The organism is Paenibacillus sp. FSL R10-2771 (genome assembly GCF_038000205.1).
Lineage (GTDB): Bacteria > Bacillota > Bacilli > Paenibacillales > Paenibacillaceae > Paenibacillus_AQ > Paenibacillus_AQ phytohabitans.
In genome coordinates this window covers 1,565,850-1,586,949 of record NZ_JBBOBM010000001.1, presented here as the reverse complement: position 1 = coordinate 1,586,949, position 21,100 = coordinate 1,565,850, and the positions used below count along the sequence as shown (strand labels likewise).

17 protein-coding genes are annotated in these 21,100 nt (G+C 49.4%); 5 read left to right on the top strand and 12 right to left on the bottom strand.

Features of this window, described 5'->3' with window-relative positions:
• The first annotated feature begins 6 nt into the window (after nucleotides 1-6).
• Nucleotides 7-888: a carbohydrate ABC transporter permease gene (locus NSU14_RS06690; RefSeq protein ID WP_039297582.1), complete on the top strand. Its 882-nt coding sequence runs from the start codon at nucleotides 7-9 to the stop codon at nucleotides 886-888.
• A gap of 96 nt (nucleotides 889-984) precedes the next feature.
• Here NSU14_RS06690 and uidA read toward each other — a convergent pair whose 3' ends face one another.
• The 4 genes from uidA to NSU14_RS06670 are packed head-to-tail and all read right to left on the bottom strand — an operon-like array spanning nucleotide 985 to nucleotide 5,975.
• Nucleotides 985-2,784, bottom strand: a complete 1,800-nt coding sequence (gene uidA / locus NSU14_RS06685) for a beta-glucuronidase (RefSeq protein ID WP_340943672.1) — start codon at nucleotides 2,782-2,784, stop codon at nucleotides 985-987.
• A gap of 32 nt (nucleotides 2,785-2,816) precedes the next feature.
• A complete protein-coding gene (locus NSU14_RS06680; protein WP_336103375.1) occupies nucleotides 2,817-4,160 on the bottom strand; it encodes an ABC transporter substrate-binding protein in 1,344 nt (447 codons plus the stop codon).
• Nucleotides 4,161-4,188: 28 nt separating this feature from the next.
• Nucleotides 4,189-5,019, bottom strand: a complete 831-nt coding sequence (locus NSU14_RS06675; RefSeq protein ID WP_042139001.1) for a carbohydrate ABC transporter permease — start codon at nucleotides 5,017-5,019, stop codon at nucleotides 4,189-4,191.
• Nucleotides 5,020-5,030: 11 nt separating this feature from the next.
• Nucleotides 5,031-5,975 carry a carbohydrate ABC transporter permease gene (locus tag NSU14_RS06670; RefSeq protein WP_340943669.1) on the bottom strand — a complete coding sequence of 315 codons (945 nt, stop codon included), beginning with the start codon at nucleotides 5,973-5,975 and terminating at the stop codon, nucleotides 5,031-5,033.
• 192 nt (nucleotides 5,976-6,167) lie between these two features.
• Between NSU14_RS06670 and NSU14_RS06665 the strand changes: the two genes are divergently transcribed.
• From NSU14_RS06665 to NSU14_RS06650, 4 genes are all read left to right on the top strand, one after another.
• Nucleotides 6,168-7,955 (top strand): sensor histidine kinase, encoded by a 1,788-nt coding sequence (locus NSU14_RS06665; RefSeq protein WP_340943668.1) that lies wholly within the window; start codon nucleotides 6,168-6,170, stop codon nucleotides 7,953-7,955.
• A 1-nt stretch (nucleotide 7,956) separates the two neighbouring features.
• Entirely contained in the window at nucleotides 7,957-9,564 is a 1,608-nt protein-coding gene (locus NSU14_RS06660) for a response regulator transcription factor (RefSeq protein WP_340943666.1), read from the top strand.
• Between the two features lie 155 nt (nucleotides 9,565-9,719).
• A complete protein-coding gene (locus tag NSU14_RS06655; protein ID WP_340943663.1) occupies nucleotides 9,720-11,606 on the top strand; it encodes a PAS domain S-box protein in 1,887 nt (628 codons plus the stop codon).
• A 134-nt stretch (nucleotides 11,607-11,740) separates the two neighbouring features.
• A complete protein-coding gene (locus tag NSU14_RS06650) occupies nucleotides 11,741-13,402 on the top strand; it encodes a ribonuclease J (RefSeq protein WP_231575193.1) in 1,662 nt (553 codons plus the stop codon).
• A 68-nt stretch (nucleotides 13,403-13,470) separates the two neighbouring features.
• On the opposite strand, the gene NSU14_RS06645 is transcribed toward NSU14_RS06650, so the two are convergent.
• The 8 genes from NSU14_RS06645 to NSU14_RS06610 form a co-directional block, all read right to left on the bottom strand.
• Entirely contained in the window at nucleotides 13,471-13,722 is a 252-nt protein-coding gene (locus NSU14_RS06645; RefSeq protein WP_340943661.1) for a hypothetical protein, read from the bottom strand.
• Between the two features lie 143 nt (nucleotides 13,723-13,865).
• Entirely contained in the window at nucleotides 13,866-14,009 is a 144-nt protein-coding gene (locus NSU14_RS06640) for a hypothetical protein (RefSeq protein ID WP_340943659.1), read from the bottom strand.
• Nucleotides 14,010-14,056: 47 nt separating this feature from the next.
• Entirely contained in the window at nucleotides 14,057-14,818 is a 762-nt protein-coding gene (locus tag NSU14_RS06635) for an SDR family oxidoreductase (RefSeq protein ID WP_042139008.1), read from the bottom strand.
• Between the two features lie 156 nt (nucleotides 14,819-14,974).
• Complete coding sequence (locus tag NSU14_RS06630; protein ID WP_042139009.1) at nucleotides 14,975-15,628, bottom strand: response regulator; 654 nt, start codon at nucleotides 15,626-15,628, stop codon at nucleotides 14,975-14,977.
• Nucleotides 15,625-16,824: a sensor histidine kinase gene (locus NSU14_RS06625; RefSeq protein ID WP_042139010.1), complete on the bottom strand. Its 1,200-nt coding sequence runs from the start codon at nucleotides 16,822-16,824 to the stop codon at nucleotides 15,625-15,627. Before NSU14_RS06625 ends, NSU14_RS06630 begins: the two co-directional genes overlap by 4 nt.
• Nucleotides 16,825-16,962: 138 nt before the next feature.
• Nucleotides 16,963-19,155, bottom strand: a complete 2,193-nt coding sequence (locus tag NSU14_RS06620) for an MMPL family transporter (protein ID WP_340943655.1) — start codon at nucleotides 19,153-19,155, stop codon at nucleotides 16,963-16,965.
• A gap of 155 nt (nucleotides 19,156-19,310) precedes the next feature.
• The gene (locus NSU14_RS06615; protein ID WP_336103371.1) at nucleotides 19,311-20,213 is read right to left on the bottom strand and encodes a carbohydrate ABC transporter permease; all 903 of its coding nucleotides are present in this window, start codon (nucleotides 20,211-20,213) and stop codon (nucleotides 19,311-19,313) included.
• Nucleotides 20,210-21,091, bottom strand: a complete 882-nt coding sequence (locus NSU14_RS06610) for a carbohydrate ABC transporter permease (protein WP_336103370.1) — start codon at nucleotides 21,089-21,091, stop codon at nucleotides 20,210-20,212. Before NSU14_RS06610 ends, NSU14_RS06615 begins: the two co-directional genes overlap by 4 nt.
• Nucleotides 21,092-21,100: the final 9 nt, after the last annotated feature.

Below are 21,100 nucleotides of genomic sequence, written 5' to 3'. Positions count from 1 at the left end.
ACCGTTATGCATGCCGACACCGGCCTGAGAAATAAAATCTTTGATTACACCATTAACACCGTGCTGATTCTACTTGTTATCGTAACGTTATATCCGCTTCTATATGTACTGTTCGCCTCCTTCAGCGATTCCGCGGAGCTGGTTGCGAACAAGGGATTCTTGTGGAAGCCGCTGGGCTTCAGTCTCGAAGCTTACAAGAGCGTGTTCAGCAATCCCGGCATTATCAAGGGTTACGGCAATACACTGTTCATTCTGGTCTTCGGTGTCACCCTTAACATGCTGCTGACCGCAATAGCAGCCTATGTGCTGTCCAGAAGAAATGTAATGTGGAACAGCGCCTTCACCCTGCTGATCGTGTTCACAATGTTCTTCCACGGCGGCCTGATTCCGATGTACCTGATCGTCAAGGGTGTCGGATTGATTGATTCCATCTGGGCAACCATCATACCGTTCGCTGTCAGCACCTTTAACCTGATTATCATGCGCACCGCATTCTCGGCGATTCCCGAGAGCCTGGAGGAATCGGCCAAGATCGACGGCGCTAACCATTTGACGATCCTGTTCCGGATCGTATTGCCTTTGTCCAAGCCGGTTATAGCCGTAATGGTGCTCTATTATGCCGTCGAGAAATGGAATGCGTGGTTCTATGCATCCATCTTTCTGAGGGACAGAGACCTGTTCCCGCTGCAGCTGATACTCCGGGAGATCCTGATCGCCAATTCGACAGACAGCATGTCGGCAGGAGCAAGCTCGGCGGATCAGTTCATGATCGGAGAAACGATTAAATACGCCACCATTATTGTAGCAACGGTGCCCATCCTGTGTGTGTATCCCTTCGTCCAGAAGTATTTCGAGAAGGGTGTAATGATTGGTGCGGTGAAGGGGTAGTCTCAGAATATGCGCAAAAAGCCCGCCACAATGAACACTGCATAAATCGCAGGTGTACATTGTGGCGGGCCTAATGCTGTGTGTATCAAGCTTCCATTATTTCGGCTTATACCCGAAATCCGGGATAGCCGTCCATCTCTTGCGCAGCTCATGCGCTGCCGCTTTGGGCTTGCGTTCCCGGGTGAAGATCCCCTTCTTGTTGCCTTGGACCCGGATAATACCCTGGCCCGTGGCAAAGTCTGCGAAATTCCAGACCTGTTCGCCGACGAAATCTTCAAATTCGTCGAAGATCCCGTGATTGGCCCTGTAGAACTCCACCTGATATTCTTCCGTGAACATGATCGGCTCCACATCATGCAGTCCGGCTACGGTATCTGTTCCGTATTCAGTCATCATCATCGGTTTACCCGGACAACGTTTGGTCCAGGCCTCCAGTTCAAGCCGCAGCTTGCCTTTGGCCGATTCGAGATCGCCTCCGTCCACATACCAGCCATAATAACGGTTGAAGGCGAGCACATCAATCAGCTCGGAGATCTTATCGTTTAAGGGCGAAGCCTCTATATGTGTCACCAGGGTAACCGGGCGGTGCTGCGGATCTTCATCCCGCATCTGCTCGATCAGCGGCTTGAAGTACTCGTATGCTCCCTCTTCATAGGATGCCGGTTCATTAGCCACATTCCACATCACTACACAGGCATGGTTCTTATCCCGGTTAATCAGCTCCCGGATGACCTGCTGGTGATGCTCAAAGGTTTGGACTTCCTTCCACGTCTCTTTCTTCGATCCCCCGGATAACATCACCAGGAAATTAAGATCCAGGCCTACCGCCGGCGTCTCATCAATGACAACGAAGCCTTCACGGTCGGCAAGCCGCATCACTTCTTCGGCATAAGGATAATGCGCGGTACGGAAGGAGTTGGCTCCCGTCCACTTCATCAGGTTGAAATCCATGATATTCGCTGCTTCATCTAAGCCCCGGCCATGAAACGGGGTATCCTCATGTCTGCCGTAGCCCTTGAAGTAAAAGGGCTGGTTGTTGATCAGGAACTGCCCCTCCCGCACTTCGACTGTCCGCACGCCAAACGGCAGCCCGTAGACATCCAGCACCTGCTCGGCTTCCAGCAGTTCAATCTTCAGGGTATACAGGTAGGCATTCAACGGCTGCCATAGGGTAACACCGGGAATATCCAGCCGGCCGGAGCTTCCGGTCCCCGAGGAGACTGCGTTTCCCTCTTCATCCAGAACAGTGACCCGGATATCTGCTTCTCCGCTGACATCCACGCTGTAACGGACAATCCCGTTACCGCCGTGATAATCGGTTACGACAGTAATATCCTGCACGAAGGTTTGAGGCGTAGAGTAGATTTTCACCGGCCGCTGCAGTCCTGCAAAGTTGAAGAAATCGAAGTTCGGCTGATTCTTCAGCCTGGTCTTCCCGCCGGGTTCTTCAGTCTCTGTGTATAGACCTACAGGCAATGTCGTGTAATCCACAACATTATTGACGGCAACCGTCAGCCGGTTCGATCCAGTCCGGATATACTCATTAATCACGGCCTCGAAGGGCAGAAATCCGCCGGAATGCTCTATCACAAAGCTTCCATTGATGAATACCTTGGCCTTATGTGTAGCCGAGCCGAAGCGGAGAACAAGACGTTCATTCATGATGGTCTGCGGAAGAATCAGCTCCCGCTCATACCACACCCAGCCGACATGATTGCGGATCTGCGGATTCACGCCAAGATCATTATAGGCAGAGGGAACCGCCATTGGGATCGTATCTGTCAGCTTGGATGCATACCAGTTCTCTTCGAATCCCAAGCCGTGATCCAGCTTGAAATTCCATACCCCGGCCAGATCATACAGACCGCGGGTTTCCGTCATTATTGGATAAAGCACGTGCAGCCCTCCTATCTAATCTCTGTTTTCATTCAGGATTTGGAATCGATGATCTTCTGGATCTTGGTTTGGGCATTCTGGATCGTCGCATCAATGCTTTGACCCGAGAGCATCATTTTATCAAACTCCTCCAGGAGCACTTTCTCAAGCTCTGCATGATAAGGTACCGCTGTGGCTGTCGTAGTAGCTTTGGTATTCTCCAGAACATAGAGCAGGGATTCTTTATCGATCATTTCCGGATTTTTGCTGCCGGCGATGATCCGGTCGACTACATCATTCAGATCAGCTTTTTTCCAGGACGGGATATTCTTCCCTTGCAGAACAATGCCTTCCGTGGAGAACCAGCGGATGAAGGTGTACGCTTCGTCTTTATGCTTGGATTTGCTATAAAGGCTCAGTACGTCACCGCTGACATTCGCAGAGATCGGATCTTCAGCATTCAGCTTGGGAAGCGGAGCAAATACGGTCTTGAAGCTGGCAGGAATCGTGTCTGTCCCTCCGGTTTCCGGAATAAGGAATGAGCCCGTTACCAGCATGCTTGTATCCTGATTGAAATATTGCGGTCTGTAATTCAGCTTCTGGCTGACCACCTCCGAATACGGTGTAGCGGAGCCTTCCGCCTCTCCCTGAAGACGCAGCTCCAGCGACTTACGCATGTAAGGATTGTCAATATTGGCGGTCTTTCCATCATCTGTAGTCAGATTTGAATTAAGCGATTGGCCGAAGTTCTGCACTAGGTACCCATATTGAATCCAGCTGTGAAAATAGGTGCCATACCGGGTTTTATCGCCCTCTTTTTTCGTCATAGCCTTCGCATATTCCATATACTGATCCCAGGTCCAGTCCTTGGGCAGCTCGAGTCCCGCTTCTTTCAGATGATTCGCATTGATAATAACGAGACCCTGGGAGGACTTGCCGGGCAGTCCATAGACCTTGCCGTCAATTGAGGTATCGGCCGTATATTCATCGGCGAAATTAATTCCGTCTTTAGCCAAATAATCATCCAGCGGTTCGATCATGCCAAGCCCCGCCCGTTGGGACAGATACGTCATATTGCTGAACATGATAATATCCAGATCATCGCCGCCGGCAACGGCCAGATCGAGCTTCTTGTAGAATTCGTTGGAGTTGTTATCTTCAGCGGAGGCAAACTCCACTTTGATATTGGGATGCGTCTTTTCGAACTCTGTAATTACTACATCCCAGTTATCCATTTTTTTGGCATACCAGTTGCTCAGCTTAATCGTTACAGGTTCATTCGTTCCTTCTCCGGTACCCGGGGCAGCCCCTTCTTCCGAATTGGCACCGCCGCACCCCGAAATCAGCAAGGATAACAGCGGTACCAGGATGAATAATTTCTTGTTGGCTTTGAACATTGTATAAACCCCCTATAGTGTAATTAGTCTAGCCTTTGACACTTCCCATAGCAACTCCCTCAATCACCTGCTTCTGCCCAATCATGAAGATGATTAATAGAGGTAGAATGGCTGAAACCGCACCTGCCATCATTAAGGAGTAGAACTCGCCGCTGAAATCAGCGAATTTCCGGATGCCCAGCTGTAAGGTAAATAAAGAATCAGAACGAAGAAAGATCAGCGGATTCTGATAATCATTCCAGGTCCAGATGAAGCGGAGAATCATATAGGTTGCCAGGGCCGGCTGCACAAGCGGCAGGGCGATCCGGCTAAAGACCGTCCAGTGGCCTGCAGCATCAATCCGGGCGGATTCAATAATCTCATCATGAATGCCGAGGAAAAACTGTCTCAGTAAAAAGGTTCCCAGCACACCTGAAGCAGCAAGCAGCACAAGTCCGATATGACTGTCAAATAGTCCAAGCCAGCGGTACATAATAAATTGCGGAACGAGAATGGCTTGGGTTGGAATCATAAAGGTGGCTAAGACAAGCAGGAATAGCATATCCCGTCCTTTAAAAATAACCTTCGAGAATCCATAGGCTGCCATGGCGGAAATAATCAAGGAAAGCGCTGTCGACATCAACGTTACCTTCGCACTATTCCAGTAATACAGGGAGAACGGCACGGCTCCAGCCCATACCTGCCTGTAGTTCTCCACCATATTCCATTTCGTTGGAATCCACTGAATCGGATACTTCATGACATCAAGCTCCGGCTTAAAGGATGCGGAGAGCATCCATAAGAAAGGCATAATAAACAGTATCCCTGCAACTCCCATACACAATGTCACAATAACGCGGCTAAGCTTGATTGATCGCATGTTTAAACCTCCTAGTAGTTGACCCATTTCTTTTGTCCGACCCATTGAATCAGGGTCACTAGCAGGATGAGCATCAGCAGAATAATCCCCATCGCGGATGCGTACCCCGACTCCAGGTTAATGAATGCAACCTCGTACAGATAAAATACAATTACCGAGGTTGACCCTGCCGGCCCGCCACCCGTCAACACCATAATCAGATCAAACACCTTGAAGGATCCGACAATCCCCGTGATTAACAGGAAGAATGAGGTTGGAGATAGTAAAGGTAATGTAATTCTGAAGAATTGTCTCAGCGGTGAAGCACCGTCCACATCAGCGGCTTCATACAAATCCCGTGAAATATTCTGCAGCCCGGCCAGATAAATCACCATGTTGAAGCCTAACGAAGTCCACACCATAATAATCATGACCGAGATCAGCGCAAACTTGGGGTCTGCTAACCACAGGGGAGGATTGTCCACACCTATGGATCTAAGAAATCCATTGATCGGGCCATTGTTCGGATGATACAGCACTCTCCATAATAGGGCTATGGCAACAAAGCTCGAAATGAAGGGCATGAAATAAATCACTTTGAAAAATGTCTTGAAATACGTTGCTTTGTTAATTAATGCTGCCAGCACCAAAGCCAGAAACATCGCTACCGGGACTACAGCAATCATAATAAGGTTGTTAATCAGCGAACGGTGAAAGGATTCATCCTGCACCAGCCTGGTGTAGTTGTCCAGCCCGACAAAATGAAACCCCTCCAGCCCGGACACAAAATTCCAATCCGAGAAGCTAATCACACCGGACAAGAGAATCGGAATGATCACCAGGGTTGTGGTCAGAATGAGCATGGGTGAAATGAATAAATACCCGGCAATATTGTCATACAAAGCCTGCTTGCGCATTCTGCCTGTCCCCGGCTTCCCGAACCGCTTCATCGTCCCCTCTTTAGGTATAACCTCCACGTTTTCCACCTCGTTTTATTTTTGTATCTTCATTATAAAATCGCCCGTTTTATTGCACATGCAACGAATTTATCTATAGCGAAAAGTTTGTATAGCATTATTTTTTCTGAAATGAAAAAATTATTGGATGAGGTTAACGGCATAATAAAGTACCATGATCTAGTGAAGTTCTGTTACTGGAGGGGGAAATGAATGAAGAAGAACAATAGGCTAAGTCAATTATCCTTCCGGCAAAAGCTTATCCTGACCTCTATCGCCTGCCTGGTTATACCAGCGATCGGGATGCTGTATATAACGATGGTGTATTCCAAGCTTATTATCCGGGAGCATTCTCTGGAAAAAGCTACGCAATCCTTAACGATTGTGCAGTCACAGATCGATGTGATCTTCGAAGAGATGGTATCGGTCTCGAATTTCGTCCACTTTGATCCGGAGATTAAGACCCTGCTGGAGGATGCCAAGACCAATCCGGTTGCCGCAAGAACCTTGACGAGCCGGCTGGAGCAGGTGGCCGGCGATACCCTCGACTTACGCATCACGCTTCTGGACAAGGAAGGACATGCCTATTCCGATTATTCCTTTTACGACTATGATCCGCGTCAATTTATTGAACAGGGCTGGTTCCCAACTCTGGAGAAGCTCACACCGTATGACACTTTATTCATGGGGGCAGAAGCCAATTATCTGACCTCCCTTGAGCCTGAGAAGCCGTTTGTATTCATGACAGCCCGGGCATTAAGAGAGGGGATTGCCGCTCCGCCCTATGCCTACCTTATTGTCAGCCGCAGTGAAGCCTCCATTCGTGAGCGGTTTGCTTCATTAGAGGAAGATGTTTATCTGCTGAATGATAAGGAGACGATTCTGTCCAACCGGAACCAGGCCCTGATAGGGTCTGATTTCAATACCCTGTTGCCAATCGATGAGCTGGCGTTCCCGGATATCGTAGAATTTAAGAACGAGAATCAGCTCCTCCTCTCGCTGCCGCTCAAATATGCCAAATGGCGGTTAGTCAGTGTAGCCCCCTATGAACAGCTGACGGAAAGATTGAACGGGATCAACCGGACCGGCTTGTTCATTCAGGCTATTTTTGCGGTCAGCTTTCTGTTCGCACTAACTTATCTGCTGCGGAGATTCACGAAGCCTGTGCTTGTCCTGGGGAAGGTTGCCCGCAGAGTGGAATCCGGGGATATGATGGTCCGCTCCAACATCCGGGGAACCGACGAAATCGGCAGCCTGGGCCTCTCCTTTGATAAAATGCTGGACCGTGTCCAGCTCATGCTGCAGCAGGTGGAAGCCGAGCAGGAATTGAAACGCCAGGCGGAAATTGCGATGCTGCAGGCTCAGATTAATCCTCATTTCCTGTTTAACGTGCTAAGCTCCATCCGGCTAAAGCTGCTGATGAAACAGGATGAGGAGAATGCATTTATCGTCGGCTCCTTATCCTCTATGCTGCGGGCCAGCTTTTCAAGTCAGGATGAATGGGTCTCGGTGGCTTATGAGCTTGAATCCGCCAAGCAATATATGGAGCTCATGCGGTTTACAATGAGATATCCCACCAGCTCTGAAGTCCATGTGAATAAAGATTTGCTGCTGGAGACCGTTCCGCGGTTTATTCTGCAGCCGATTATTGAGAATGCTTATAAGCACGGATTCGTACAAGGCGGGGGCAGGATTATAATTTCCATCACAAAAATCAAATCCATGCTTAACATAAGCGTCGAGGATAACGGAACGGGAATGGATGAACCTACACTGACTGCGTTATTGCAGCATATTAAACAGCAGGAAGTGGAGACAGATCCGGTGAATGTTGCCGGGTCCCCTGAACCTCCGTCCTCTCGCGGGATCGGACTCATTAATGTCTATCAGCGGTTAAAGCTCATTTACGGGGACGGCTTCGACATGAATATTGAGAGCATTCACGGACACCGTACAATCGTACAATTAGTACTGCCTGTGAAGCGGATAGGAGTGGACTAACGTGGTATATAAAGTAGTATTAGCCGATGATCACTATCCTGTACTGGAATATCTGAGCGCCAGTATTCCCTGGGATACCTTAGGCCTGGAGTTGTCGGCCTCATGCTCTGACGGCAAACAGGCCTGGGAAGCCTGTCAGCTGCATGAGCCTGATATTCTGCTCACAGATATCGGCATGCCGGCGATGGACGGGCTGGAATTAATCCGGAAGGTCCGGGAGGTGAATCCCCAGCTTCAGGCGATTATCTTGTCCTGCCACGGGGAATTCGAATATGCCCAACAGGCGGTGAAATTGAATGTTGCCGAATATATATTGAAAGAAAGCCTGCAAATTGATCAGGTCGTTTCAGTATTGACTGAGGCGGTTTCCCGGCTGGAGATCAGAATGATCTCCCAGAATAATTACCTCCAGATGCAGAAGCTGGTCACGCAGAACCACTCTGCAATCCGGACGAGATTTATCCGTATGTTCCTCGAGCAGCCAGTCTGGGATGAGGCTGAATGGTTCGGACAAGCCGCCGCTATGGGCATCCGTCTGCAAGAGGGAATGCCCTACCTGCCGGTCCTGGCTATCCCGGAACGCTCCCATGAGCTGGAACGGCGTTTCGGAGGCATTGTGAACATGCAGTTCGTGATAGATAATGTGCTCCAGGAATTTCTTGAGATCGATGGCATTATACAGTTCGCCTTAACAGAACGGCAGTTCATCCTCTTCATCCCCTTTCCGCGCCTTCTGATCCGGAATCTTCATGAGGAATTCAGGGATAAATTCCGGCATGTCCAGAAGATGTCGAAGCTGCATCTCCGAATGGGGATTTCATTCTTTTACGGCGAGGCAACGTCAAGTCTGATCGACATCAAGAAGCAGATTCAGGCCTTACTGGATTCACAGGCCCTGCGCTTTTATACGGCTGAGGGAGCCATAATGAAGCTTGAACCTATTCAGACAACCAATGAGGACCTGTTTGTTCATTACGCTGAAATTCTTCAGCAGTTAAGAGACTGTATTCAGAATGAGGATGGTGCGCGGGTTACTGCTGCAGTTACAGAGATCAAGAAGCATATCTGGGACAAGAAATACCCGGTCGAAAGCGTAAAAAGCTGGCTGCTCAAAATGGTAATGGAGCTGGAATTAAAATATACCGTCATGCAAAATTTCGTGAACAATTTCAATAGTGAAATGCATCAGCGCTCCATCCGGGAGCTTGAAACCCTGGATCAGCTAATGGAGTGGCTGGAACAGTTCCTGAAAGACAAGATCTTGATGCTGAGGTCCATGTGGAAGCAAAATGTCCGGAAGGAAGTGGCCGAGGCCAAACGTTATGTCATGAATCATATTGGGGAGAAGGTAGGCATGGATGAGATGGCCCGGCGGCTTGGCCTGAACCCTACCCATTTCAGCAGGTTATTCAAAATCGAGACCGGTCTCACCTATATAGAGTTCGTGACCAAACTAAAAATGGAACGTGCGCAGGAGCTGTTGAATCAGACGAACATCACCATAGTAGATATAGCAGAGCAGTTAGGCTATGACAATGTCAGCTATTTCATTAAGCTCTTCCGTAACTTCTCCGGTATGACTCCGGTAGAATACCGGAAATTGATCTAAGCCCCTCTTTTTGGCAAAGCCAACTCTGATTCAATAAGAAACCAAAGGGGTAAATTAAATCCGAAGTTATATTCATTAAATTTTAAGTATCGAAAAGACCTTCAAAGCAGAAGGTCTATTTTTCACGACATAAAAACTTACTTAAGGAGGACACCATGCATCGCGTAAACCTGAATCAGGAACGTTTCAACCAGCAGGTCATAGATAATGCCTCCTTTGGAATCGCACTTGTTGGATCAGAAGGTGTGATATTGACGGTTAACCCCGCCATGGAACGGATCTTTGGCTATTCCAAGGCTGAGCTTGACGGAATGAAGCTGCAAGAGCTTTTCAATCCCGATGATGAATTCGGAAATATACATGATCTTAGGGAGCTCATGGGTGACCGGACGGATATACAGCTTGAAACGCGGTTTCTTTCAAAAAAAGGGGATCAGATGTGGGGAATGCTCACTCTCAAGTTTTTCAGCGGAGAGGATCATCCATCGTATTACATTTGTCAAATCGTTGACATCACTAAGCAAAAGGAATCCGAGCAGCGCCTTCAGGAGTCCGTAGAGCGGTACACATCGCTAAAAAAATACAACCATGACTCCGTCATTTCCTTTGGCCTGGACGGCCGGATTATTAACGCCAACAGTATGGCTGAAAAAATAACCGGCTACTCCATCGAGTCTGACCTGATCGGGATGGAACTGGCCCTTCTGATTGGACAGGAGTGTGTCCAGAACATTCTGGACAGATCTCTATATGATGAATCGGTTGATCAGCATATCAACACGCTTTACACCAAAAATGGAGAAGTCATAGAAGTGCTAACCAGTATTGCACCGATTTACGTGAATAATCAAAATATCGGATTCTACCTTATATGCAAAGACATTTCCGAGCAGAGACAGCTGCTGCTTGCCAAGGAAGCCGCCGAATCCACAAACAGGGCGAAAAGCGAGTTCCTGGCTATGATGAGCCATGAAATCCGCACTCCGATGAACGGGGTTGTGGGCATGACGGATATCCTGCTCGACACCACGGAGCTTACCGGAGAGCAGCAGAGCTATGTGGAAATTATCCGTAAAAGCGGAGAAACCCTGCTCAATATTATCAATGACATCCTTGATTTGTCCAAAATCGAGGCAGGCCGGACTGAACTGCAGGAGCATACATTTGATCTGCGCAAATGCATCAAGGACAGCTTTGCTGTCATTTCCATAAGTGCTGCCCAAAAGAACCTGGAACTCTCCAGCACCATAAATCATGATGTTCCCGACCATATATACGGTGACAGCGAACGTTTAAAGCAGGTACTTCTGAACCTGCTCGGCAATGCTGTGAAATTCACGCAGAGCGGCAGTATATCGGTAAAAGTGAAGCTTGTCCGGGAAGCTCCGTTCATGTTGGCCTTCACGGTGACAGATACAGGCATTGGAATTAATCCCTCCCGGCTTAACGAGATCTTTGAGCCCTTCGCGCAGATTGACAGTTTTATGTCCCGCCAGCATGAAGGCACCGGTCTTGGCCTTGCTATCAGCCGCAGAATTATCGGCATGATGGGCGGCGAGATCTATGCAGAGAGTGACGGCAAAAGAGGCTCCTCCTTCACCTTCACGATCAAGCCCAAGAAAGCTGAAGACATTTACAGCCAAGAGACTCCCATGAACAAACTCCCTGCCTCACGCGAAGTGAGCATCCTCCTTGCCGAAGACAATTATATTAACCAGCTGGTGATGACCAAGACACTTGAAAAAATAGGTCACAGGATTACTACCGTAACAAACGGGATAGATGCAGTTGAAGCAGCATGCAAAGAGCCGTTTGATCTCATATTAATGGATCTGCATATGCCGATTATGAACGGCTTCGAGGCAGTGAAGAGGATCAGAGAGGAGCTTAAGGAGAAGAGTCCGCCTATCATCGCGGTTACAGCCAATGCGCTGAAGGGGGACCGGGAAAAGTGCCTGGCTGCAGGGATGGACGAATATGTCAGTAAGCCTGTAAAGCGTGAAGTCATTCTGAAGCTTATAAACCAGTTTGTGCAAAAATAGGATATGGATGCGCAGACCTTCGCAGAATATACCGGAGGTCTGCTAATGCGTCTAGTATATGATTAGAAATCTGGATAATATCCTGCACACCCAAACATAATAAAGATGATTTATATATGGAAGGGGTGCTCACAATGTCAAAAGAACGGCTACGGATTGCTGCATTAGGCGGTGTTCACGAGATAGGAAAAAATATGTATTTCCTGCAATATGGGGATGATATCGTGGCTATTGATTGCGGATCCAAATTTCCTGACGAGAGCCTGCTTGGGATCGACTTAATTATTCCGGATGTAGCTTTTTTATTAGAAAATATCGATAAGGTACGGGCACTGGTTGTAACTCACGGACATGAGGACCACATCGGAGGCATCCCTTACCTGCTGAAACAATTAAACATTCCTCTCTACGCCTCCCGCCTGACCCTGGGATTAATCGAGAATAAACTCAAAGAACACGGGCTTCTCCGTCAAACCAGCCTGAACTGCATCAATTCAGACTCGATCCTCACGTTCGGCCAAATCACCACTAGCTTCTTTAATACCAATCACAGTATTCCGGACTGCCTGGGTGTTGTCTTTGATACTCCCGAAGGAACGGTGGTCCACACAGGGGACTTCAAATTCGATATGACCCCGGTCAACAAGCAATATCCGGATATACATAAAATGGCGGACATTGGAAAAAAAGGGGTCCGGTTTCTGCTCTCGGAGAGCACGAATGCTGAACGTCCCGGCTTCACTCCATCCGAACAGCTTGTTGGCGCTCATCTGGAAGATGCCTTCAAAAAAGCAGAGCGCAGAATCTTTGTCTCCACCTTCGCCTCCAATGTGCACAGGCTGCAGCAGGTTGTAGACGCTGCGGTTGTGACAGGACGCAAGCTCGCCTTGCTTGGACGGAGTATGGTGAACGTTGTTGCCGTATCCCGTGATCTGGGATATTTGAGCATTCCGGACGGTATGCTGGTCGAACCTGCGGAGGCTGCCAAGCTGCCTCCGCAGGAAGTAGCTGTCCTGTGCACGGGAAGTCAAGGCGAACCTATGGCGGCACTATCCCGCTTGGCAAATTCAAGCAACCGGCAGATGGAAATCGGTGCCGGAGATACCGTACTCCTTGCAGCCAATCCGATTCCGGGCAATGAACGCAATGTATCCAGGATTGTAGACAATCTCTATCTCCTCGGCGCACGGGTGATTTATGGATCGCGCAGCGAGCTTCACGTGTCCGGCCACGGCAGCCAGGAGGAATTAAAGCTGATGCTGACCTTAATGAAGCCGGAGTACTTCATTCCGATTCATGGTGAATACCGGATGCTGCATCACCACCGCTTATTGGCCGAAGCTGTCGGGGTACAGGGGGATCATATCTTCCTGCTCAAAAATGGCGAGCTGGTGGAGTCGGCAGAAGGGGTTGTCCGCCAATCAGGTAGGGTGACTGCCGGGCAGATTTTTGTGGATGGCCTTGGAATTGGCGACATTGGCAATGTAGTCTTGCGGGACCGGCGCCAATTGTCTGCTGACGGGGTACTGATCACGGTTATTACCCTTAGTCAATCGGATGGACGGCTGTTGAACGAGCCGGATACGATTTCCCGGGGATTCATTTATGTCCGCAATTCAGACAATCTGATGGATGAGATCAATCAGCTGGTCAAGGCAACTCTCCAGAAGATGAGCGAGGCTGACTTAGGTCAGTGGAATATTATTAAGCAGACCCTAAAGGTTACATTAAGCAAATTTCTTTATGAGAAGACGAAACGCCGTCCCATGATCCTTCCGATTATTATTGAAGTATAAAATAACGGCCTGCTTTTGGTGTTCTACCAAAGACAGGCCGTTACCCCTCTTTCAGGGAATCCTGGAATTCACCTGGATTCGTTTTTGATCTGGTACAGAATCCCTCTTTTTTTGAGCCAGCCAATCACCATTGCATCCATCAAGCCGGTACACCCGCTCTTCCAAATTCCATATTTTGAGACGCCGTGCTTTCTTATTTGATGGGTTACCGTAACTTCAACGACCGAGAACCCGTTCATCTTGGCCAGTGTCGGCAGAAAACGGTGCATTCCATTGTATAAATGAAAGCTGTCCCCGACCTCCCGGGTGAACAGCTTCATTGGGCAGCCTGTATCATAAACCGCTTCTCCTGTAATCCAGTTGCGGATTCCATTGCCGAGCCGTGAGGATATCCTCTTAAGTCCCGTGTCTTTACGCTCCAGCCGTCTTCCGTTTACAAAATCGATCCTTTCTATAAAAGGTATCAGTCTGAATATATCCCGGGGATCGGTCTCCAGATTTCATAACTCTCAATTCTGCCGCTCAGCGCTTCCGTAATACTCAAATACAGATCGTTCATATTGTCTTCTTCATTATAAACCGGTACGACGACTGACAGACGGATCACCTGAAACACCTCAATTTCTATTTAGGCATATGGCGGCAGACTGTGAGTTAGAAGCCTGCTGTCCAGCCTGCATCCGCAGTAATTACAGCACCGTTGACGAAACTGGATTCATCCGATGCAAGGAATAGAGCCACCTTGGCGATTTCCTCAGGCTGCCCGAGGCGGGGAATTACCCCTTTGATTACCTTAGTGCGTGCCGCACCAAGCTCATTTACATTGTTTATCGTATTGACGATATTCGTCATTGTCGCACCGGGAGCGATTGCATTACATCGGATTCCTTGCTGGGCATACATAAATCCGGTGTTCTTCGTAATGCCGACCACTGCGTGTTTGGAGGCGGTATAAGCGACACCGGCATGTGCACCGCAGAAGCCCCCCGTCGAAGCTGTATTTACGATAACTCCTTTTCCTTTATCCAGAAAAATCGGCAATGCCTTGCGTATGGCCCGCATCACACTTTTCGTGTTCACATCAAATATCAGCTCCCATTTCTCATCTGTAACATCACCGGCTGGCGCCATATTATCCATAATGCCAGCGTTATTAACCAGAATATCAAGCGTACCAAAGGTGGAAACTGCCAGATCGATCATCTCATGAATGTCGTGTTCAAGGGCAACATTAGTCTGGATGGCAACCGCCTCTCCGCCGTTCGTCCTGATACCGGCCGCAACGGCTTCAGCTCCTTCCAGGTTCAGATCGGACACGATGACCCTGGCACCTTCTTCCGCGTATAACTCCGCAATGGCCTTGCCCATTCCTGAAGCGGCACCTGTAATGACTGCTACTTTATTATTCAAACGCATATACTATTCCTCCTTGTTATCCATCCTGCAATGATTGGGGTAATGTTCTTTTATGCCTTAATCATACAGAGCACAGGATTCTTTAACATCGTCCTAACGGGAAAAGCGGCCTGCCCTTTCGGGCAAAAAAAAACATGCAGAAACGGTCTCCGCATGTTACATATTCAATAATCCCCGCTCCAGGGCGGTAGCCACTGCCTGCGGCCTGGAATCCACACCCAGCTTGTTGTATATGTTGGTCAGATGAGCTTTAACTGTCCGCTCAGAGACACCCATATCGAGGGCGATGGCTTTGCTGGTGTCCCCCCGGGACACACTCTGCAGGATGAACACTTCCCGTTCACTGAGCAGGGAACCGGCGTCCCGGGAAGGGACCGGAGCCTGCTGCTTGTCACGGACAGACAGGACACGTTCCATGATATCGGCAGTGAGTAAAGTCTCCCCGCGTACCGCCGACTTTATATTCCGGAACAGGTTCTCCCGGCTGGTATCCTTCAACAGATACCCTTTCGCTCCAAGCGCCAGACCTTTAATCATTAATTCATCTTCGTTGTAGGTGGTCAAAATAATGACCGGAACCGTACTATTCCTGCTCTTCAGCTGTTCCATCGTTTCCAGTCCGCTCATCACAGGCATGTTGAGGTCCATCAGGATCACATCCGGCTGCAGCTCGTCTATCAAAGGCAGAGCCTGCTGCCCGTTCCCGGCCTCACCGACAACCTGGAACTCCTCACCCGTCTCCAGGATAAGCTTGAGCCCCTCGCGGACTACGTAATGATCGTCCACAATCAGAATTTTATATATGCTCATATGAATTCTCCCTTAACCAGTGGTGTCTCAATCGTAACCGTTGTCCCTTGAGAATTACTGAATACTTTCAACTCCCCGCCAAGAAGTCTTACTCTTTCCTGTAATCCTAACAACCCGTAATGACCGGCATCCCTGCCAATAGCTTCGGTGTTGAATCCGATTCCGTTGTCGGTAATTCCGATCGATAGCCGGCCCTTCTCATCCGACAATGACACCCAAACCTTGTCGGCCCGCGCATGCCGGGCGATATTCGTCAGACATTCTTTAACGATATGGGAGCTGTGCTCCATCAGCAATCTGGATAAACGTCTGGTCAGTTTAAGGTCTGTAACTACAGGAATACCCGTGGAGTCTGTAAAATGCAGGATTTCATCTTCAACCGACTCCTTGAAATCAATTTCCGGCGCTGATTTGAGCCGTAAATTATCGATTGCTCCCCGTGCATCAGCCAAGGTCCTGCGGGCCTGCTGCATGGACTGTTTAATAATCTCCCCGGTCCTCTCAGTATTACCGCGTGACAAGTGTGCATCCGCAGCCTCAAGCCGCATAATCAGCCCCGCCACCCCCTGGGCCAGCGTATCATGCAAATCCCTGGCCATCCGCTGCCGTTCATTGGCGAGCGTCAATTCCTCCACCTTCTTATGAGCTTCCTGCAGATCCTGGAGAAAGCTCTGAATGCGCTGGCGCTCGTGCACCTGCCGGAAGAACATAATTGCAAAAGCAAACATAATGATCAGCATTAACACGAATATCGGGAGCAAAAAAATGATTTCTTTCGTATCCCCAACCGTCAGACCGGCGTCAAAAAAGATGATCACACTGACAATAGCAGCAATGGATATTCTTTTGATCTGAATAGAAGAGTTGAGACTCTGGGCAATAAGCACGGGGAGCAGTCCGATTAGAACCGCCTGGTATCCGCCCGGCATCAGAATTGCACACCAGTAAATTAGAACGCCTTGTATAGAGAAATACAGCCAGAATTGTTTATTCGTAAACTTGTATGAAAACCAGTGCAGCAGTACATGAACTGAGAATAATCCTGTGAATACTGAGGGAGACAATATCTGCGGATCATGGTAAAACTGAAGAAACACAGTGGAAATATATACGACCGATGTCCAGATGACAGTCGGCAGTCTCGCTACGAACAAATCATTTATAAACTGATTAACCGTTGGTTTGTTTTCTTCCATAGGATCGGCCTCCCACGCAATTATACATTACTGAAGCATCGGTTCACATCTTCCGGTCCACAGACTGGCAGCAGGGAACCGGCTATCCGCCGATCCCTGCTGCCAGTAATCTATATATTCATTATCGTTATTGAGTATCTACGCCGATCTGGACACCTTCTGCGAATGCTTCAGCTCTACTTCCTTCATTACTTCCTCACCTTCGACATCCAGGTTCGGCAGCAGGCGGTCCAGCCACTTCGGGAAATACCAGGCCGACTTCCCAAGCAAGGTCATCACGCCGGGAACAATAAGCATCCGGACGATAAAGGCATCAAAGAGAACTCCAAAGGCAAGCGCCAGTCCCATGACCTTAACCATCGGCTCCTCTGCCAGAATGAAGCCGGTAAATACAGCGACCATAATCAGTCCGGCTGCGGTTACCACTCCTCCACTGTGATGGATACCGGCAAGAACCGACTGTTTGGCATCTCCGCTCTTCTTGAAGGCTTCACGCATCCGGCTGACCAGGAAGACTTCGTAGTCCATCGCCAACCCAAACAGTACACCCACTACGATGATCGGCAGGAAATTGAATACCGGTGCCTCTGCATAGAATCCAAACAGCTTCTGGAAATAGCCATCCTGTACGACAAAGGTGACAAAGCCTAAGGTTGCCCCCAGCGACAGAATAAATCCCAGTACAGCCTTGACCGGTACCAGAATCGAACGGAACACCAGCATCAGCAGCACAAAAGCCAAGCCGACGATGATCAGGCAGAATTTAGGCAACGCCTGGTTCAATTTCTGGGTGATATCAATGTTGACGGCAGTGCTGCCCGTTACACCAATCTTGACATGATCCTGCTGTTCAATGGCCGGGGCTTTATCCCGAATCAGATGCACAAGATCGATCGTTTCGGAATCATTAGGACCCGTCGCCGGCATGACGGTAATCAGCGATACTTTACCGGAAGGTCCGGTGACTGCCGGATTTACGGCAACCACATTGGGATAGGTTTTCACTTCCTCCATTACTTTATTAAGATTAGCCGCCGCCTCTTCTCCGCCATCCGTTTCGGCCAGAATGACCAACGGTCCGTGGTAGCCTGCACCGTAGGTATCAGACAAGAGATCGTATGCCCGGCGTTCAGTGGTATCCGGCGATTTCTGCCCGTCATTCCCCAGACCCGTCTCCATGTGAAAGAACGGCAGCGCAATGGTTGCCAGCAGCGCTACACCTGCCACGACAGCTATTAATGGCTGCCCGGTAACAAACCTTCCCCACAAATTCCCGCTGCCTGCGTTTTTTTGCTTGCTGCCTCTATTCCGGGAACGCTTAGCAGGAGCCTTAATCCGGCCGCCCAGCAAATCCAATACCGCAGGAACTACGAATATGGATGTCAATATTGCGGTGAGCACACAGAGCGCACCTGCTGCTCCCATCGCGGTAAGGAAGGGGACGCCAACGAAGGAGAACCCCAGCAGCGCGATAATGACGGTTACTCCTGCAAATACAACCGCACTTCCGGCTGTGCCATTCGCGATGGCAATCGCTTCGCGTCTCTCATATCCTTCCGCCAGCTGCTGGCGGTATCTGGCAATAATGAATAGTGCATAATCGATGCCAACAGCCAGCCCAAGCATTCCGGCCAGTGACAGGGCAAAGGAAGGGATATCCAGTATACTTGTTCCGATGATAATCAGCATAATGCCAAATCCGAGGCCCAGACCTGCTGTAAGCACCGGAAGAACACCGGTAAGGATGGAGCCGAGTGCAACAGCGAGAATCACCAGAGCCAGCAATACCCCAAGTCCTTCAGCCGGACTGCTGGTTGCCATTTTTACATAGCCGTCCCCGATCAGTTCTGCATGCCAGCCCGTGTCCCGAAGTGAGTCTGCGATTTCAAGAACGGAATCCTTCGATTCCTCAGTAACATCATCACCCGGAACGTTATAAGTAATCGTGGCATACCCGATGGTACCCTCCGCATTCAATGAATGATTGTCGTACGGACTTACAACTGAAGCTACCTCCGGGTCCGCTGCCGCTTCCTTGAGCTTCCCGGCAATCAGCTCCTTGGATGCTTCTGAAGATAAGGTTTCGTTGTCCGGCGCCTTCAGCACCAATTGGGTTGTCCCAAGATTTCCTTGCGGATTCGGGAATTCCTTGTTCATAACCTCGAGTGTTTTCTGTGAAGCAAGCCCGGGAATACGGGTCTCCTCACCGAAATGGATCCCCATTGACAACGCTACAATCGCTGCTGCCACCACCAGCATAAGGCTTCCAATGAGGACCTTTAACCGGTTCTTCGCCGACCAGTATCCCAGCCGGTATAATAATTTCGCCATAACAGTATCGTCTCCTCTGTGTAAGTTCTTCTCTATGCCCTTATCTTATAGACGGGTGAGCCTGCTGGCATCGTCCGATCGGGCGGGAAGCATCTGCCCTTTTGGGCAGACGCCGAAAAGGCCCCGGATAGGGGGCCTTACCGGAAATCTTCATTTCATCCCTTAACCGAACCCACCGTAAGTCCGCCTACGAAATACTTCTGCAGAAAAGAGAAGGCAATCAGGAGCGGAAGTGCGCACAGCATACAGGCTGCAAACAGCACGTTCCACTGGGTCGGATTCTGCTGATCGCCCATGAAGCCGAGCATAGCCAGCGGCAGCGGAGATTGCGACGACTTGGAGATAAACGTCATATTGAAGAAATAATCATTCCAGATCCAGATGCCCTGCGTGATGATCACGGACACCGTGACCGGAATCAGCAGCGGGAATACGACCGTCCAGAACCGGCGGAAGAGTCCCGCACCGTCAATATGGGCTGCTTCCTCTACTTCTTCCGGAACACCGCTGCGGATAAAGCCGGTATACAGGAAGGTGGAGAACGGCAGGCTGCAGGTTACAAACATTAGAATCGGCGTGTACTGCGTGCTGGGAATCCCCAGACTGTTGATCATTTGCACAATGGGGATCAGCACCATCTGCCCCGGGACAACCAGACCGGCCAGGAAGAAGAGGTACAGGAACTGGCTCCATCTGCTTCTGATCCGCGCCATCGGATAGGATGCCATGGCTGCGAAGACCACTACCAGCAGTACGGAAATGGCCGTCAGCACCACACTGTTCAGGAGAGCAGTCCCAAAATGCATCCGCTCAAAAGCTGTCCGGTAACTGGCAAAGGAAAGCTCATTGAACAAATTCAGCGGATTCGTATTGTTATCCGGAGACCGCAGTGAGGTGGATAACACAATCACCAGCGGAATCAGATTGAGCACCATAATCACGATGACCAGCAGCTGAAGAAGTGTCTTTTTGAGCAAAGCTCCGGGATTGAACGGTTTACGCGTCTTTAAGGCAGGCTCAGGCTGCAGCATTTTACCTGCAGTGGTTCCGCTGTTCATGCTGACACCTCTTTTCTATTCATCAGCAGTACCGAGACGGCAGTAACAGCGATAATCAGGATAAACGAAATAATCCCCAGCGCCGAAGCCTTGCCGAACATCTGCTCCGTGAAGGCCATTTTATAAATTGAATAAATCAGGGTGTTAGTCGAAGTTCCGGGACCGCCATTGGTCATAATGAACGGGAAGTCGAAGGCTTTCAGCCCGTTGATCAGACTCAGCGTCGTATTGATCGTAATCGAGGTGGCAAGCAGCGGAAGCTTCACATAACGCAGCAGCTTCCAGCCGCCGCAGCCGTCAATCCGTCCAGCCTCCAGCAGATCATTCGGAACCGTTTGCAGCCCTGCGAGGAAGATAATCATCGTTGTGCCGACATTCTTCCAGATTTCCACGAAAATGATCGAGTATAGCGCAGATGAATAGCTGCCCAGGAAGTTTAAGTTGTCATTCGGAATGCCCAGCTTATCCAGGAATGTGGCAATCATCCCGCTGTCCGGCATATAGACATAGCTCCAGATGAAACCGACCACAATTGCACTGAACAACGTTGGAATGTACGAGATCGAGCGGTAGAAGCCCTTCCCCCGGATCTTCATGTTCAGCAGCAGCGCCAGCGCAAGTCCGATCAGGTTGCCCGCCACTACACTGACTACGGTATAAACCAGTGTGTTGCTGATCGAATTACCGAGCGTCCCTCCGTTAAACAAAGCCTTGTAATTATCGAAGCCGATATAATTGAAGGTCTGAGCAAACCCGTTATAGTCCGTCACACTATATTGAAACAGCTTGGTAATCGGAAAAATCCAAAAGGTCAAATAAAAGAGCAGCGCCGGGACTGCGAAAAAATACATCGTTTTTTTCATTACGGTAGATTTCATCTCTGTCTT

Bases quoted from the DNA above. Each gene is read 5' to 3' on its own strand.
- NSU14_RS06690 (WP_039297582.1), top strand. From the start codon at position 7: ATGCATGCCGACACCGGCCTGAGAAATAAAATCTTTGATTACACCATT.
- NSU14_RS06680 (WP_336103375.1), bottom strand. From the start codon at position 4,160: ATGTTCAAAGCCAACAAGAAATTATTCATCCTGGTACCGCTGTTATCC.
- NSU14_RS06675 (WP_042139001.1), bottom strand. From the start codon at position 5,019: ATGCGATCAATCAAGCTTAGCCGCGTTATTGTGACATTGTGTATGGGA.
- NSU14_RS06665 (WP_340943668.1), top strand. From the start codon at position 6,168: ATGAAGAAGAACAATAGGCTAAGTCAATTATCCTTCCGGCAAAAGCTT.
- NSU14_RS06655 (WP_340943663.1), top strand. From the start codon at position 9,720: ATGCATCGCGTAAACCTGAATCAGGAACGTTTCAACCAGCAGGTCATA.
- NSU14_RS06650 (WP_231575193.1), top strand. From the start codon at position 11,741: ATGTCAAAAGAACGGCTACGGATTGCTGCATTAGGCGGTGTTCACGAG.
- NSU14_RS06645 (WP_340943661.1), bottom strand. From the start codon at position 13,722: ATGAAGCTGTTCACCCGGGAGGTCGGGGACAGCTTTCATTTATACAAT.
- NSU14_RS06635 (WP_042139008.1), bottom strand. From the start codon at position 14,818: ATGCGTTTGAATAATAAAGTAGCAGTCATTACAGGTGCCGCTTCAGGA.
- NSU14_RS06630 (WP_042139009.1), bottom strand. From the start codon at position 15,628: ATGAGCATATATAAAATTCTGATTGTGGACGATCATTACGTAGTCCGC.
- NSU14_RS06625 (WP_042139010.1), bottom strand. From the start codon at position 16,824: ATGGAAGAAAACAAACCAACGGTTAATCAGTTTATAAATGATTTGTTC.
- NSU14_RS06620 (WP_340943655.1), bottom strand. From the start codon at position 19,155: ATGGCGAAATTATTATACCGGCTGGGATACTGGTCGGCGAAGAACCGG.
- NSU14_RS06615 (WP_336103371.1), bottom strand. From the start codon at position 20,213: ATGAACAGCGGAACCACTGCAGGTAAAATGCTGCAGCCTGAGCCTGCC.
- NSU14_RS06610 (WP_336103370.1), bottom strand. From the start codon at position 21,091: ATGAAATCTACCGTAATGAAAAAAACGATGTATTTTTTCGCAGTCCCG.